Source organism: Prochlorococcus marinus CUG1417, from assembly GCF_017695975.1.
GTDB lineage: Bacteria > Cyanobacteriota > Cyanobacteriia > PCC-6307 > Cyanobiaceae > Prochlorococcus_A > Prochlorococcus_A marinus_AG.
Genome location: NZ_JAAORN010000002.1, coordinates 293,170 through 307,189 on the forward strand (window position 1 = coordinate 293,170; position 14,020 = coordinate 307,189).

The window sequence follows — 14,020 nt, forward strand, 5'->3', positions numbered from 1 at the left end:
TCCCCTCTAGCAAATATTCACTTAGTTAGTTAGATTTTGACTATAAATTAATTACTAGCGATGAGTGAATCTAACAATTTACCTCAAGCAATAAGTCATAAAAAATTAAGTTACTTGATGCTTAAGGCACAAAAGGATTCTCATTTTTCTGATCAATTATCAGAAATAGAAAGCCCCGAAAAAAGAGAATTTGAAGAGTTAATAAATAATTGGGAAGCTTCAACTAAGAAATTAGTTAATGAGTTATCAAAAAGAAAAGAGAATTTACTGAAAGATAAATCACCGAATTCTTTAATTGCTCTTGGAGCTATGGAAGTTCACCTTAATATGGCTTTGCAAGCCTTAAATGCATTTAATAAAGGAGTTGATGGGTAAAAGTAACATATAGTTTACAAGGAAGGCATCGAAAACAAGAGAAAATCTAGGTCTTTTTCAGTATCTATAGAGACATCATCATAGTAATTTACTTCAAAACCCAAGCCATCTCCAGATTCGAGACATATATTTGAATTAGAGTCTTTACTGTTTAATAAAAGATTTCCTTCTATTATTTGTATCCAATTATATTTATCGATTTTTAATGGCAATTTTTTTTCTTTAGTTGGCTTATATTTACAACGCCATAAAGAGATATTTTGATTTAGAAAAAGCTTATTATTTTTACCGTCTTTATAATTAAAAATAAGATTATCCCACAACTTTTCATTTAATGAAATTTGATCATATCGTGGTTTGATATTTTCTTTTTGAGGGTATATCCAAATCTGGAACAACTTACAGGTCTCATTTTCTTCATTCTTCTCGCTATGAGAGATTCCAGTACCTGCAGACATAACTTGTACTTCATCTTTGTGAATTTTTCCAAAATTATTTAACGAGTCTCTATGAGTTATTGCTCCTTTTGTTACGACAGTAATTATTTCCATATTTGCATGAGAATGTGTATTAAATCCTGCATTAGGAGAAATAATATCTTCGTTTATCACTCTAATTTTCCCAAAATTATCCCATTTTGGATCTCTATGCTCTGCGAAAGAAAATGAATGCATTGAATTTAGCCATTCTCTAGACGATCTAAATCTTTTGTGAGATTTCCTTATTTTAATTATTTTCAAAGACATAAATATTAAGAAATAAATATGGTGTATTGGTGTAAATTAAATATTTTGAAAATTATAAATTATAAATTATAAATAAGTGAAATTACTTTTTATTTATTTGTTAATTTTACTTTGTGCTTTATTGGCTTTATTAATTATTTTTTTTGCTTCTTCTCTCGTAGAACATTTTTCTGCCTCAACATTCAAGTTTTTTAATTTATTTAATTGCTTTGAAATTTTCATATAGGGTTAACTTAACAACTAGAAATTAACACATATTTGATGGAATAGCTAAAAATACTGATTTGCATTTGAGCCTTACTACCTAAAAATAAGATTGGAGGATGGAATCATCAGAGCAATATAGAGGATGTATTGGATTATCTTTGATTGTTTTTTTAATAAAAAGCGGTCCAAGAGGATTATCAAAATTATTTTTCCTAATTGAGTTATATTGCATAATTGTTTTTGATATTTTTTTATTTCTATTCAGAAATTTCCCTTTATTACCCCAACCTAACCATAAATCACAATTTTTATTTTCAGACCAGTGTTTTAAGTTTTTATTAATATGGTTATTGTTTAAACGACCTACAGGATTTTTGTGATTAAATAGTTTTTCTGGTTTGCTTGAAATAAGAGCAAATAGATTGATTAATTTTACTTTGCCATAATTATTGTTTTTCGAAATTTTGATTATCTTTTTTGTTGTATTGTCTAAGAAAACTTCATCAGATAATGAGGGATTTAAACCAATAAAAATAATTTCCTTTGTAGATTTAGAAATCTTATAACTTAAACTCCATCTATATAGTTTGTTAACACTTATTAAACAATTTCTTTCTAAAAATAAATTTTTCAACCTAAACCTACACCTCTAGCCATAAGAGTGGCAAACAACGGTATTGTTGCAAAGCCTACTAATTCAGTAGTAATTATGAGTCTGAACCTCTTAACTAGATTCTCAGATATTTCAGGTAATTTATTCTTACTTAATGGAATAGCCCATAAGATATATGTTGTTGTTGGGTACAAAGACAGTAATCCCACCAGAATGTAAAGAGAAACCTTTATCCAAAACACAGGGTTACCTGTATAGAAATCACCTCCTTGACCAAAATACTTAACACGCAAAATCCCAGTAACTAATATTGCAACTCCTGCCAAACCATAAACTACATCTGCAATTATCATTGAGATCGTCTCATTTCTATTAAGACCTACTTTTAGAGTCAATCTTTCAAACAAAAGAGAACCGAAACATAAAATAATTCCTAAATAATGAACATATGCTACTAATGCACTTTTAGCAATTTCACCTGTTAATAAAGTTCCTAATAACATGTTCTAGTCAAAATTTATACAATACTAACCACCAAATGAAGAATTTGTTTAGAAATAAATTAATAACTTAAAAGCAAGCTATAAAATCTAAGACTCTAAATACCTTTTCTGGCCATCTTCAAAAAAATCCTTTTTATTCCATACTTCGATTACATCTGGGAAATGTTTTTCCATACAATTATCACAAACCCCATGACTGAATCTAATATCACTAATTTTCGAAAGATATTTTTCTAAATGCATCCAATCGCCCTCTTTATTTTTCACTTCTCTGCAATATGAACAGACAGATAAAATACCTTCCTGTTTGTGCAAGTTAGACAATGCATCTAGCAAGTTCAATGACTTTTTTCTAAGCTCTAAAAATGAAACTATTTGCTTGGATAATAATTCCATAATATTGAATTGTTGTGTAGTTAGATTTCCTGGCTTTCTATCTATTACACAAAGAGTTCCAAGTTTATTACCATCACTATTTCTAAGGGGAAAACCTGCATAAAAACGAATCTTGGGGTCTCCTGTTACCAAGGGATTATTTATAAATCTTTCATCTTGGAAAGCATCATTGATAATTAATGGACTATTTTCTTTTATTGCATGGGTACAAAAAGACCAATCTCTTCTAGTTTCTGATATTTGAAGTCCTATTTTGGATTTAAACCATTGTTTATCTTTGTCTACCAAAGTCATTAAAGAAATAGGCACATTACAGGTTGTAGCAGCAATTTTTGTAATATCGTCATAACATGATTCTGGCTTGGTTCCCAAAATCCTATATTCTGCTAAAGCTTTTAATCTTCTTTCCTCTTCTTCTTTTTTTGATACAAGATTCTGCATTAATCTTCACCAATAATTAAAACTTTAAAATTAAATTTTCTTCAAAAAACTTTTTCCCTCTAATACTTAATAAAAAGAAGATAAACTTATTGATTTGTTACTTACTGATTTATCACTTATTAATTTATTATTTAATGATTTAATTTTGAGACTGCCATCCCAGCTATCCATCCACTTGTCCAACAATGTTGAAAATTAAATCCACCTGTGATCCCATCAACATCTAAAACTTCTCCAGAAAAAAATAACCCTGGACAAATTAAGCTCTCCATACTTTTAAAATTAACCTCATTAATTTTTACGCCTCCAGAAGTAACGAATTCCTCTCCAAATGGACCTTTGCCCGAAATTATATATTTATCCCTCATTAGAATATTTATCATTTTCTCCCTTTCATCCGCCAGTAAATCAGCCCACTTTTTCTCTTTATCAATACCTATTTTCTTTAATAAAAAAATCCATAATCTTTTTGTTAATAGTGGAACAGGTCTACTATTAATTAGATTTACCTTACCTTTATTTATTCTTAAATAATTAACTTTTTCTTTTAAGTCCTTATAACTTAAAGAAGACCATTTAATGATTAGGTTAAATTTATATTTTTGGCTATAAAGTTCCCTTGCTGCAATGGATGAAAGTTTTAATACTGCTGGTCCACTAAAACCCCAATGAGTTATTAGTAAATCGCCTCTATTTTGAAAATTCTTATTGTTTAATTTAATTTCTATATCTATGCTCTTTATCGATACACCACTACATTTATCCAAATTTGGTTCTTTTGTAGAAAAAGTAAAAAGCGATGGTACAGGTTTAACTATGTTATGTCCTAGATTTTGAGCTAATTTATATCCGCTTGGATTACCTCCAGTTGAAAGAATAATATTTTTTGAAGTTACCTTTGCTTTTTTAAGACTAAAAATATTGAATATATTATCTGGAGTTTTTGAAATTTCTTTTACAAAAAATTTTGTCAATATCTCTACGTTTTTTGATAAAGCACTTTTTCTCAAACAATCAATAACGTCTGAGGAAGAATTAGACACAGGGAATACTCTTAGATCTTCCTCAATTTTTAATTTTAATCCTTTTTTCTCAAACCAATCATATACATCTCCAGCAGCAAAACGATTAAATGATTCCAAGAGCTGAATCCCACCTCTGGGGTAATTCTCAACTAGTTCATTCGGTATCCATGTCGCATTAGTGACGTTACATCTTCCCCCTCCACTAATCCTTACTTTTTCCATAAGTTTTGAAGTGCCTTCAAGAATTATTATTCTTTTCACTCCATTTTCAGCAGCAGTTATTGCCGTCATAAAACCTGCTGCACCGCCTCCTACAACTGCTAGATCAAAAGGTTCCAAAAACTTATTATTTAATGTGCTTCAATCTGATAATAGCAAGGAGTAGCAAAGATAAATTACTCCAAAAACCATAAAAAAAATAAATAAAAAACTTTAAAACTGCATAATAAATAGCTGCAATTAACTAATTTTTAAATTTCTAAAAAAATCAACGCAGTCGTTATTTTTATGCTTTAACTTGATTAAATGAGTTTAATATTTTCTTACGTTAAATATTCTGAGGCCAGTTTTCCTATGACTGGCCAATATACTGCTCTTCTTTTAATAACTTCTGTTATTTGGGTTTTACTTTGGTTTGGATATAGACAAAATAAAATAAATGATGAGATCAAGAAAAAAGAAAAAGAAGAAAGAATTAATGCGAAAGTTAAAAGAAGAAAGAAGTTAGAAAGTTTGTACCCTACTAATAAAAAAACTGTTTAAAATAAATTTTTTGAAAATTGAAAAAAAATAATTTCAAATCACTAATTCAATACTTTCCAGGGATTTTGATTCTTATTTATGTATTCTTTTTAGCATTTACTCAATTTATAAAATAAAATTTTTAAAAATTATCTGTTTTGATTGGAATCCTTTCTGCTTTTGGAGCTGCTACATCTTGGACATATGCCTGCTTTATTTGGCGAGCGCAAACTAAAAAATATAAATCAATAGATATTAATTTAATAAAAAATATAATAGCTTTTTTAATTTTTATACCTGCTTTTATCAATCTAAGTTCTACAACTGCATTAAAAAACATATTTAATCTACTAATTAGTGGAATAATAGGTATTGGTTTAGGTGATACTTTCTATTTAAAGTCACTACAAACAATTGGCACAAGAAAAACTTTATCTATAGAAACTCTTTCTCCGTTAATAGCAGCTTTGTCAGGGGAATTTTTTATTAATGAAAATTTAACAACTAAATCATGGGTTGGGATAATTATAGTATCGATTTCGCTATTCATAATTCTCAGAAAAGGTAACGATTTTAAAGAGGAAAACTCCTCTTTCTCAGAAAAAAATAACTTTAAGATTTTTGCTTTTCCTTTTTTATCAGTTTTATGTGCTGTTCTTGGAGGTCTTTTATCAAGAATGGTTTTTCTTCAAAGCAATTTATCTCCTTTCCTTACAACTGAAATAAGATTATTAGGTGCGATAATTTTTTTGATTTGTCTAAAAGGATTTAAGATTAATTTTTTCTTAAAAAATATAGACAAAAAACAACAAAAAAGATTTTTGCTTTCAATACTTCTTGGAACAAATATAGGAATATTTCTACAACAAGTTGTGTTTAAAACCCTTCCCATAGGAGTAGGATGGGCTTTATTAAGCACATCTCCAGTAATTTCCTTATTTTTTGCAAAGAATGAGGAAAGAGAAATTCCCAAAAAAATAATTTTTTTTACTTGTTTTTTGTTTTTTGGTTTGACATTAATAATTCTTTAATGTCTGAGTTAATGTAAAAAATACTCATGTTAATAAAAATCAAATTAAATAAAATTATCTTATGAATACTCAGAATAATGAAAGTTTTAAAGAAAAAAAGACTTGGAACACTTGAAGTTTATGTAATTTTTCTTAGCTGTATTTATGCAGGCTTTATAGGTTACAAATCTTTATTGAACACCCTATTTACATAAAATTAGTTAATTTCTTGCACTGATTTAATCAACTTACCTCCATCTTGATCATCATCATCATTTGAGGCAAAAAATAAAAAAAATATTCCAAGAGAAGCTATAGATAAAGAAATCGATAATGCAGAAAGTTCATCCATAAAAATAAATTTTTTCCATAATAAACGAAAAAAAATAAAAGACAGTAAACAAATACACATCCTAGAAAATTAAAATTTCTATTTTCTGTAAAATAAAGAAAATATATCTGAACTATTAATTGAAAGTTTTAATTACTTCTCCCTGTAGCGCAAGCGTAATAATTCAGTATGGAATAAAAAGTTGGCCTATTTGGGAATGTGAGCCAAGCAAATTTCAATGGAATTACGAAGAGAAGGAAATTTGCTTGATTATTGAAGGCCAAGCGAATATAAGTACCCGACAAGGTGATGTTTACATAATTAAAGCTGGAGATCTAGTTGAGTTTCCTCCTGGACTTTACTGCGAATGGGAAGTAACCAAAAGTATTAAAAAACATTATCGGTTAGGCACTTAAAAATAAGGAAAAATATTTTTTCTTATTTTTTTATTCAATCAATGCAGATAAAATATAGTTAATACATAATTTTCAAAAGGGGAACTAATATTATGCCTTTTACTGATGAAGAATATTTTGAGGTTATCGAAAAAAACGAAATAGTACAAAAGGCTTTTGAAAACATTAAGCAAATTTGCATTGATTTACAAAAACAAACAAATTGTCCAGAAGAGGACCTTAAAGATTTTCTTGAATTTATTGCTAAACAATGGAATAAGTAATAATTAACAACCCTTTTAAAAGGGTAAATTTAAAAATTTCAATTTAGTTTTCTGACAGAACAAGTTCTAATCTAATTCCTTTTTTGGTTTTGTATTAATACTTGAAGTTCCCTTAGCTGCAGAAACGTAGAAAAAGAAGCCTACGATTCCTGATATACCAAATATCGCAGCCAAAGGTTCAAAAGTGAAAGAAAACATAGAATTTATAAAATCAAGATAAATAATAGTTTTTGAATTAAAATTGTACAATTATTGTTAAGTATAAAAAATAACAATTGCGAGATTCATTATGTCATTACTAGTTTCTCAGTGGGTTCAAGAAAATATTATTCAAATTCATATTGAAGAATGACAATATCAATACATACCAATGATCTATCCTGGATCTATTCGTGCGAAAGAGAAAAGTTTTTACAAAATATTTATAGAAATATTTAATAACACTACCCAGAGGATCCACAATTTTTGTTTCTTTAGATTAATATCATGGAATGACAGAATTGTACTCCCTTTCTTCTTCAGTAAGTCCTTTTACAGCTATATTATGGTGCCTTTACCCAATATCTGTACTTGTTATTATCGAGTTACTGTTAGGAGGTGGATTTGATGATGATAATAACGACGACCAAGATGGTGGAATGCTAATTCCTGCATACTCTAGATCTAACAATTGAATTATTTTGAATTTTAAGTTACAAGTTCAAAAGAAAATACCATAAATTGACAATTAACATTGATACAACACTAATTTCTCTTGTTGCACTTACCATTTTTATAATTTCCTCTCTAACATGGCTTGTCTCAAGAACTCTTAAAGAAGGTAGAAAAGCTCTGACAGAAAAATATAAGGATAGATCGTAAATATTACAAAAAATCATTTAAAAATATGAAAATTATAAGATTTATTAGTCTTACTAACTAATAAACATTTTCCTAATAAATAAATACTTATACTTATCGAAGTTTGGGAAATCATAAATAACTTAAATAAACACTAGAATTTGTATGATTGTTTAGTTAAAAATTATCAATCAATTGATAACCCTTTTTTGTTAAAGACCTTTTCTGAGAAATTATTTTAATAAACAAAAATGCATCTAAATTCTTTACTTTATGTTTTTTCTATATCTTTATTTATTTATATAATGGCGCTATTTTGGAGAGACTTACCAAACCAAAAAAAGTAAAAAAATAATTTATTATTAATTTTGTTGCCTATCAAAATAAATTGAGTTATTAATTTAATATTGGATTTAATTTTTTATATTAATGCTAAAAAAATCTTCAAATAACAATAATAAAAATATATTCTCAGAAACTACAAATATTGCAAAAGAAAACATGATTTGCAAAGACGGATTCTGTTCATTACCAAATCAAGATGAGCTCCCCAAACAAGATTCAAATGATATGAATCTATTTGATCCTATTTAGTAAATGCATAATATTTTGATGCATTGAAGATTAAATTGATAATATTCTTTGAATTTTTAATTTATGCTTGATGACTTTTTAAATGCATATAAAGAGTTTTGGATTAAAGCTACAGACTTCAAAGGAGTCACATCTCGAAAGGATTGGTGGTTCGTTCAACTAGCGAATCTTATAATTTCTTTCCTAACTATTCCAATATTTTTAAAAACCTATGGTTTCAATGCTTATGGAATAGTTTGTATTATTCCGCAAATAGCTATTGATATAAGAAGAATCAGAGATTTTGGAAAAGATTGGAAATGGATCTTTATTAATTTAATACCTATCTTTGGATGGGTCTTGTGGTTCATCTGGTTAGGCTTTGGTAAGACCGCTAATGGGAAAAATAAACTTATGTAGAAATTAACTCTTTATTTTTTTCTTTTTTTAAAATCTACAAATCTTACCTTATTTCTTGCTTCTAATTGTTTTTCAAGAATTCTAAACACATGCATCTCGCATTCAGTTAATTTAAGAAACTGATCGAATGTATCTTTATCTTCTTCATCAAAATTCTTGAAAACTTCTGAAATAGCAATACTATTTCTAGAAATAAAATTCTCTGCGATATCTCGTGGATTCTTGCCTAGTTCAAAATCCTGAAAAACTTCAAAAGAATTAAGTTCTCTCGTTAACCATTTGAACCATGGTTCATTCTTATCATGTTCTTTATTTATAATTTTCTTCATAAAAAAATTTTTACTAGTTTAATCATTATTATTTATTCATACTTTGACAGCTGTAAAATTACTTATTTTTAAAATTTAAATAAAGATAAACCTTATATATTTTTTACAAAATGAGTAGCACAATTACCCATAAAACTTCTCAAAAATAAAGTATTTATTACTGATTTTTTTGTTTATGAATAGTTAGAATTTATTTACTAAATTCATTATCAATACCATTTCATAATTTTTTTCATCTCCAATTTTAATAATTTGGACTCTTGTAATAGTAGCTATAGAAGTTTTTTTGTCTCTTACCAGTATATTTCAATTCTCCTTTTATTAAAGATCTTAAGAAAAGAAGAAATCCTTAATTAAGGAACAAAAAGAATTAAGTGAAAGATTAGAAAAAATAGAACAAGATTTAAAAAATTTACGAAAAATTACTCTTTTAGAGATGACTTAATGATCTCGAGTTCAAGACCTTAACGTTTTTAACAATAATTCTGGTCTATAAATGGTTATGGATAAAGATCATCTTATTGACTTAATTTCAAATAGCCTCCTCTATGAGAAAGAAGATTCTGAATCAGACAAGAATCTTTGTGATTTTAAGAATTACCTAAATAGATTAAATCCAGATCAATTGAGAACTATGTCAAAAGAATTTATTCTTTAATAAATTGTGTTAATTTTTTTAATTTTTTTATAATCAAAAATTTTTAAAATTTGTTATGGTCGTTAATAAAGTAAATATATGGTCAAAGTTAATAGAAGTGATTTTCTAATCAAGCCATTTCTTATAAGGAATAATTTGAGAGCTTTTTATCAAATTATTTCTACCATCATCCCAATAATTTCAATTTGGTTAATTGTTTACCAAATAATAAATAATCCTTTTTCATTATTGATAAAAGGATTTTTAATGTTACCTATTATTTTTCTCCTAACTCTATTCTCTTCTAGAACATTCTCATTAATGCATGATTGCGGTCATAATTCTCTTTTTACAAAAAGAAAATTAAACCGCTTTTTTGGATTTTTACTTGGCTTGGTCAATGGTATTCCACAGAAGTCATGGTCGATTGATCATGCATTTCATCATAGAAATAATGGAAATTGGGAAATTTACAAAGGTCCGATAGATGTTTTAAGTCTTAAAGATTATAATTCCCTTTCAAAAAGAGAACAAAACTTTTACAAAGTAAGTCGAAACTGGATGATGCTTTTCCCTGGAGGTTTTTTTTACTTAGTTCTAAAACCTAGATTAGGACTTATTATTATCATTTTTAATTTCACTAAAGATATTTTGGTGGAGACTTTTATAAAAATAAAAAACAGAGAAATTTCTAAACTTTTAGCTATTAATTCACGAATCAAACCACCTTTTTCTGATTATGGAAATAATTTTAGTGAATTATCTGAATTAATAATTAACAACATATTAGTAATAATAGGATGGTTTTTTATGTGTAAATGGTTTGGATTAGTTTTTTTCTTATCATTTTATTCCGTGGTATTGACCCTATCAGCAGCAATTTTAATATGTGTTTTTTTCGTTCAACATAACTACGAAAATGCATATGCCAAAAATACAAAAAATTGGAATATTGTCGATGGAGCTATTTTTGGTAGTAGCAATTTAGATATCCCTAATTGGCTAAATTGGTTTTTAGCCGATATATCATTCCACAGCATTCATCATCTTTCTGAAAGAATACCAAATTACAATTTAAGAGCTTGTCATGAAGCAAATAATCATTTACTTCATCAATCGAAGTTTTTAAAATTAAGCGATTTTCCAAACTGCTTCAAATATATTATTTGGGACGATCAGCATGAAAAATTAATACCAATAAAGTAGTGCTTAATTAAACCTTCTTCTTAATTTTCTTTTAAGAGGAATACTACTATATGAATGCGTTCCTATAGATGGGGGCAAGTCATTCTTTAGAGGATGCATAAAAGCATTTGCCATGCTCTCTAACATTTCCGAAAGCCAATTGATTACTGATTTCATTTTAGAATATGAAATTGTACTCTATTATCATCTAACTAAATAATTCAAATGTAAATCAGTCTTTATGCTGATTTTGTAAAAGATTGCTTTGTAAAAAATTAATATTAAATGCTTAAATTAATTCTTTTTTATCTTTATGAAGGATTTTTATTGCTACTTTTCTTAAAGTAAACAAGGTGAAAAATTTATTTAGTAAATAATACTTATTTTTTATAATTCACTTAATAAATTAAATTTTTTAACATTATTTCGTGCTATATCTCTATTCCAAATAAAGCAAAAAAATTTATGAATGATTCAATGATCTCTTCTAACCAGAAAACAGAAATAGATTCAATTAATTCATATTTTGAATGTATTACTGAATGCAGTATTGTGGATGGTCATCAAGAATGTGTTACTCGTTGTTTAGAAATTCATCTAAAGGGAGAAAATCAAAATGAATAAAAAAAATTCCCCACAAAGAAAAACAACCTTAAAATGGAACTCCAATGGAGAGCTTTCGGAAATTGATATGTTGAGAATTTTAGAGAAGATATCATCGAGTGAGCTTAATCAATGTGAATTGACATGCGATTCTGATCAAGTTTGAAGATTATTAATACTATAAATTAGTTAAACTTAACAAATCATTATTTTAAAAATAAATTAAATACTTATAACTAAATAATATTTTTAGGATATTATTTTATAATAAAAAATAATATCTATTTAGCTATTTTTCAAAAAAATAATTTCACATAATATTTTAGAATTGCAATAGCTGTATCTTATTTAATATTGCTTTTTTTAAAAGTAGCAAATAAATTAATGCATCATAACAACACTAAACTTTATAAGAATTCAAACCTTTATCCAGGATTTGAGTGAATTTCTGATAAAACATTTTTAGAGGTCTTGCCTTTTTTTAAGAATCTTTGACTAATTTCTTTTTTTGACATTTCAATAGGTCTTACTATGCCTGAATCCCCATGCGTAGGGCAATAATAGGTCATTAGCATCCATTTTTGTTCTACGTCCATAAAAAATAACCTTTGATCAAAATTTCATGATCATTAAATAAGATGAATTTTGAGATATTTTATGTTTCTTAATTTTTTCTTCTTTTTTGCTTAATACTAATATTACAAAATCCCAAATCAATTCTCATTAAATAGATATAAATACGCATGACTTATAAATAAAATCCTGCTATGAATTAATAAATCAAAGTACTTCTTATGTCATTAGAATCTATATTAATGGTGATAGCCCCAATTTGTCTTTTTACAGTAGGAGTTATTGCTATACCAATTTTAGTAAAACCTCGTAAACAATCAGGTCTTACCAAGAGGTACATACGAGGTCTTTGAATTAAATAAACCTTAAAGAAGTGCTAAAAAAACTTTAAAAAAATTACATCAATCAATTTAAAAATATTCCAAACACACACATACATACGCTCACAAAAAAAATATACGCCTTAATTTAATTTGAATAAAGTTAAATATGGTTTTCTAAAAATTTTTGAAAAATGCAATTTGATACATTATTTTCATAATTAAGACACTGTGATGGATAATATAATGTGGAGATTGGTTTTATTTAATTAAATTATCACTAAAAAATTTGAGCAAAATAAAATTTTCAGGTCTTAGAGGCCAAGCGCTTGTAATTGAGAATAAAGATATTCCAAGCATAAAAGAATTTAAGGATGTTATTCCAGATCACTATTTTGAATGTAATACGAAAACTTCTTTAAAGTATCTTTTACAAACAATCTTAATTCAATTATTAGTAGTTGCAATCGGGCTACATATTCCATTTACTCCAGAAATGATCCCAATTTGGATCATTTACTCATTACTATCAGGTACAACTGCGATGGGATTCTGGGTAATTGCGCATGAATGCGGACATGGAGCATTTTCTAAAAACAAAACTTTGGAAACCATAATTGGATATTTACTGCATTCATTACTACTAGTTCCCTATTTCTCTTGGCAACGTTCTCATGCCGTTCATCATCGATTCACAAATAATGTAACCAATGGAGAAACTCACGTTCCTTTAGTTATTGAGGGAAATGGAGTTACGGAAAAGGTAGGGGGAGAAAAAGAATTGCATTTTTCAAATTCCATAGGTAAGAAAAATTACGGAATTCTTCAACTTTTTTTACATCTAATATTTGGCTGGCCTGCTTATTTACTTACAGGAAGTACCGGAGGTATTAAATATGGGACTTCAAATCATTTTTGGCCAACCAAACCATTTTCCAAAGTATTATGGCCATCAATTTGGACTAAGAAAGTTTGGATATCAGATATTGGTATAGCTTTAACGTTATTGGGTATTATTTTCTATGTTTTTAAGTATGGATTGTTTTCAGTAATTGCAATGTATATTGGACCTATATTAGTTATTAATAGTTGGTTAGTAGTTTATACATGGCTTCATCATACAGATTCAGATGTGCCCCATCTTTCAAATACAGAATTTACATTTATGAGAGGAGCCTTTCTCTCCATTGACAGACCTTACGGTAAAATCCTTAATTTTCTGCATCATAATATAGGTTCAAGTCATGTAGTTCATCATGTCTGTCCAAACATTCCTCATTATCATGCTATAAAGGCTACCGTCTTAATAAAGAAAAACTTTAAAAAGGCATATCTTTTTAATCCTGATCCTATACCTAAAGCACTTTGGAATATTGCTTGCCATTGTGTTGCTGTTAAGTCAGATAGTAAAAAAGAAAGATATCTTTGGCAATCTTCATACAATAAAAGAGGTTTGTAAAATTATAAATTTTT

General features: G+C 27.4%; 25 protein-coding genes. 14 read left to right on the top strand and 11 right to left on the bottom strand.

Annotation, left to right across the window (positions count from 1 at the left end; all coding sequences use genetic code 11):
* Nucleotides 1-60: 60 nt before the first annotated feature.
* Entirely contained in the window at nt 61-375 is a 315-nt protein-coding gene (locus HA140_RS07665) for an MATH domain-containing protein (protein WP_209040535.1), read from the top strand.
* A 14-nt stretch (nt 376-389) separates the two neighbouring features.
* On the opposite strand, the gene HA140_RS07670 is transcribed toward HA140_RS07665, so the two are convergent.
* From HA140_RS07670 to HA140_RS07690, 6 genes are all read right to left on the bottom strand, one after another.
* The gene (locus HA140_RS07670) at nt 390-1,121 is read right to left on the bottom strand and encodes a pirin family protein (RefSeq protein ID WP_209040536.1); all 732 of its coding nucleotides are present in this window, start codon (nt 1,119-1,121) and stop codon (nt 390-392) included.
* 93 nt (nt 1,122-1,214) lie between these two features.
* The gene (locus HA140_RS09460) at nt 1,215-1,343 is read right to left on the bottom strand and encodes a hypothetical protein (protein WP_011863480.1); all 129 of its coding nucleotides are present in this window, start codon (nt 1,341-1,343) and stop codon (nt 1,215-1,217) included.
* 82 nt (nt 1,344-1,425) lie between these two features.
* Nucleotides 1,426-1,962, bottom strand: coding sequence for a DUF1643 domain-containing protein (locus HA140_RS07675; RefSeq protein ID WP_209040537.1), 537 nt, complete (start codon nt 1,960-1,962; stop codon nt 1,426-1,428).
* Nucleotides 1,959-2,444 (bottom strand): DUF2214 family protein, encoded by a 486-nt coding sequence (locus HA140_RS07680; protein WP_011863482.1) that lies wholly within the window; start codon nt 2,442-2,444, stop codon nt 1,959-1,961. The genes HA140_RS07675 and HA140_RS07680 overlap by 4 nt, the downstream gene beginning before the upstream one ends.
* Before the next feature lie 87 nt (nt 2,445-2,531).
* On the bottom strand, nt 2,532-3,281 hold the full coding sequence (locus tag HA140_RS07685) for a GAF domain-containing protein (RefSeq protein WP_209040538.1): 750 nt from the start codon (nt 3,279-3,281) through the stop codon (nt 2,532-2,534).
* A 131-nt stretch (nt 3,282-3,412) separates the two neighbouring features.
* Complete coding sequence (locus HA140_RS07690; protein WP_209040539.1) at nt 3,413-4,645, bottom strand: NAD(P)/FAD-dependent oxidoreductase; 1,233 nt, start codon at nt 4,643-4,645, stop codon at nt 3,413-3,415.
* Between the two features lie 186 nt (nt 4,646-4,831).
* On the opposite strand from HA140_RS07690, the gene HA140_RS07695 reads away from it, so the two are divergent.
* On the top strand, nt 4,832-5,068 hold the full coding sequence (locus HA140_RS07695; RefSeq protein WP_209040540.1) for a hypothetical protein: 237 nt from the start codon (nt 4,832-4,834) through the stop codon (nt 5,066-5,068).
* Nucleotides 5,069-5,205: 137 nt separating this feature from the next.
* A complete protein-coding gene (locus HA140_RS07700) occupies nt 5,206-6,078 on the top strand; it encodes an EamA family transporter (RefSeq protein WP_209040541.1) in 873 nt (290 codons plus the stop codon).
* 196 nt (nt 6,079-6,274) lie between these two features.
* Here HA140_RS07700 and HA140_RS09465 read toward each other — a convergent pair whose 3' ends face one another.
* Nucleotides 6,275-6,409 carry a hypothetical protein gene (locus HA140_RS09465; protein WP_257469746.1) on the bottom strand — a complete coding sequence of 45 codons (135 nt, stop codon included), beginning with the start codon at nt 6,407-6,409 and terminating at the stop codon, nt 6,275-6,277.
* A 119-nt stretch (nt 6,410-6,528) separates the two neighbouring features.
* Here HA140_RS09465 and HA140_RS07705 point away from each other — a divergent pair, with 119 nt between their 5' ends.
* Together HA140_RS07705 and HA140_RS07710 are read left to right on the top strand one after the other, a co-directional pair.
* Nucleotides 6,529-6,804, top strand: a complete 276-nt coding sequence (locus tag HA140_RS07705; protein ID WP_209040542.1) for a cupin domain-containing protein — start codon at nt 6,529-6,531, stop codon at nt 6,802-6,804.
* A gap of 92 nt (nt 6,805-6,896) precedes the next feature.
* Complete coding sequence (locus tag HA140_RS07710) at nt 6,897-7,067, top strand: hypothetical protein (RefSeq protein WP_209040543.1); 171 nt, start codon at nt 6,897-6,899, stop codon at nt 7,065-7,067.
* A 66-nt stretch (nt 7,068-7,133) separates the two neighbouring features.
* On the opposite strand, the gene HA140_RS09470 is transcribed toward HA140_RS07710, so the two are convergent.
* On the bottom strand, nt 7,134-7,265 hold the full coding sequence (locus HA140_RS09470) for a hypothetical protein (protein WP_257469747.1): 132 nt from the start codon (nt 7,263-7,265) through the stop codon (nt 7,134-7,136).
* Between the two features lie 293 nt (nt 7,266-7,558).
* Between HA140_RS09470 and HA140_RS07720 the strand changes: the two genes are divergently transcribed.
* The 4 genes from HA140_RS07720 (at nt 7,559) to HA140_RS07735 (ending at nt 8,900) form a co-directional block, all read left to right on the top strand.
* Nucleotides 7,559-7,741 carry a hypothetical protein gene (locus tag HA140_RS07720; protein WP_209040545.1) on the top strand — a complete coding sequence of 61 codons (183 nt, stop codon included), beginning with the start codon at nt 7,559-7,561 and terminating at the stop codon, nt 7,739-7,741.
* A 46-nt stretch (nt 7,742-7,787) separates the two neighbouring features.
* Nucleotides 7,788-7,928, top strand: coding sequence for a hypothetical protein (locus tag HA140_RS07725; RefSeq protein WP_209040546.1), 141 nt, complete (start codon nt 7,788-7,790; stop codon nt 7,926-7,928).
* Nucleotides 7,929-8,336: 408 nt separating this feature from the next.
* Entirely contained in the window at nt 8,337-8,501 is a 165-nt protein-coding gene (locus tag HA140_RS07730) for a hypothetical protein (protein WP_209040547.1), read from the top strand.
* 63 nt (nt 8,502-8,564) lie between these two features.
* Nucleotides 8,565-8,900, top strand: coding sequence for a DUF805 domain-containing protein (locus HA140_RS07735; protein ID WP_209040548.1), 336 nt, complete (start codon nt 8,565-8,567; stop codon nt 8,898-8,900).
* A gap of 11 nt (nt 8,901-8,911) precedes the next feature.
* Here HA140_RS07735 and HA140_RS07740 read toward each other — a convergent pair whose 3' ends face one another.
* Nucleotides 8,912-9,229 (bottom strand): restriction endonuclease subunit S, encoded by a 318-nt coding sequence (locus HA140_RS07740; RefSeq protein WP_209040549.1) that lies wholly within the window; start codon nt 9,227-9,229, stop codon nt 8,912-8,914.
* Nucleotides 9,230-9,731: 502 nt separating this feature from the next.
* Between HA140_RS07740 and HA140_RS07745 the strand changes: the two genes are divergently transcribed.
* Both HA140_RS07745 and HA140_RS07750 read left to right on the top strand, forming a co-directional pair.
* Nucleotides 9,732-9,887: a hypothetical protein gene (locus HA140_RS07745; RefSeq protein ID WP_209040550.1), complete on the top strand. Its 156-nt coding sequence runs from the start codon at nt 9,732-9,734 to the stop codon at nt 9,885-9,887.
* 78 nt (nt 9,888-9,965) lie between these two features.
* Nucleotides 9,966-11,072 (top strand): fatty acid desaturase, encoded by a 1,107-nt coding sequence (locus HA140_RS07750; protein WP_209040551.1) that lies wholly within the window; start codon nt 9,966-9,968, stop codon nt 11,070-11,072.
* A gap of 3 nt (nt 11,073-11,075) precedes the next feature.
* On the opposite strand, the gene HA140_RS07755 is transcribed toward HA140_RS07750, so the two are convergent.
* A complete protein-coding gene (locus tag HA140_RS07755) occupies nt 11,076-11,228 on the bottom strand; it encodes a hypothetical protein (RefSeq protein ID WP_209040552.1) in 153 nt (50 codons plus the stop codon).
* 288 nt (nt 11,229-11,516) lie between these two features.
* Between HA140_RS07755 and HA140_RS07760 the strand changes: the two genes are divergently transcribed.
* Both HA140_RS07760 and HA140_RS07765 read left to right on the top strand, forming a co-directional pair.
* Nucleotides 11,517-11,675, top strand: coding sequence for a hypothetical protein (locus HA140_RS07760; protein WP_209040553.1), 159 nt, complete (start codon nt 11,517-11,519; stop codon nt 11,673-11,675).
* Nucleotides 11,668-11,820: a hypothetical protein gene (locus HA140_RS07765; protein WP_209040554.1), complete on the top strand. Its 153-nt coding sequence runs from the start codon at nt 11,668-11,670 to the stop codon at nt 11,818-11,820. The genes HA140_RS07760 and HA140_RS07765 overlap by 8 nt, the downstream gene beginning before the upstream one ends.
* A 259-nt stretch (nt 11,821-12,079) precedes the next feature.
* Here HA140_RS07765 and HA140_RS07770 read toward each other — a convergent pair whose 3' ends face one another.
* Nucleotides 12,080-12,250: a hypothetical protein gene (locus tag HA140_RS07770; protein ID WP_209040555.1), complete on the bottom strand. Its 171-nt coding sequence runs from the start codon at nt 12,248-12,250 to the stop codon at nt 12,080-12,082.
* A gap of 586 nt (nt 12,251-12,836) precedes the next feature.
* Between HA140_RS07770 and HA140_RS07775 the strand changes: the two genes are divergently transcribed.
* A complete protein-coding gene (locus HA140_RS07775) occupies nt 12,837-14,006 on the top strand; it encodes a fatty acid desaturase (protein ID WP_209040556.1) in 1,170 nt (389 codons plus the stop codon).
* Nucleotides 14,007-14,020 lie beyond the last annotated feature (14 nt).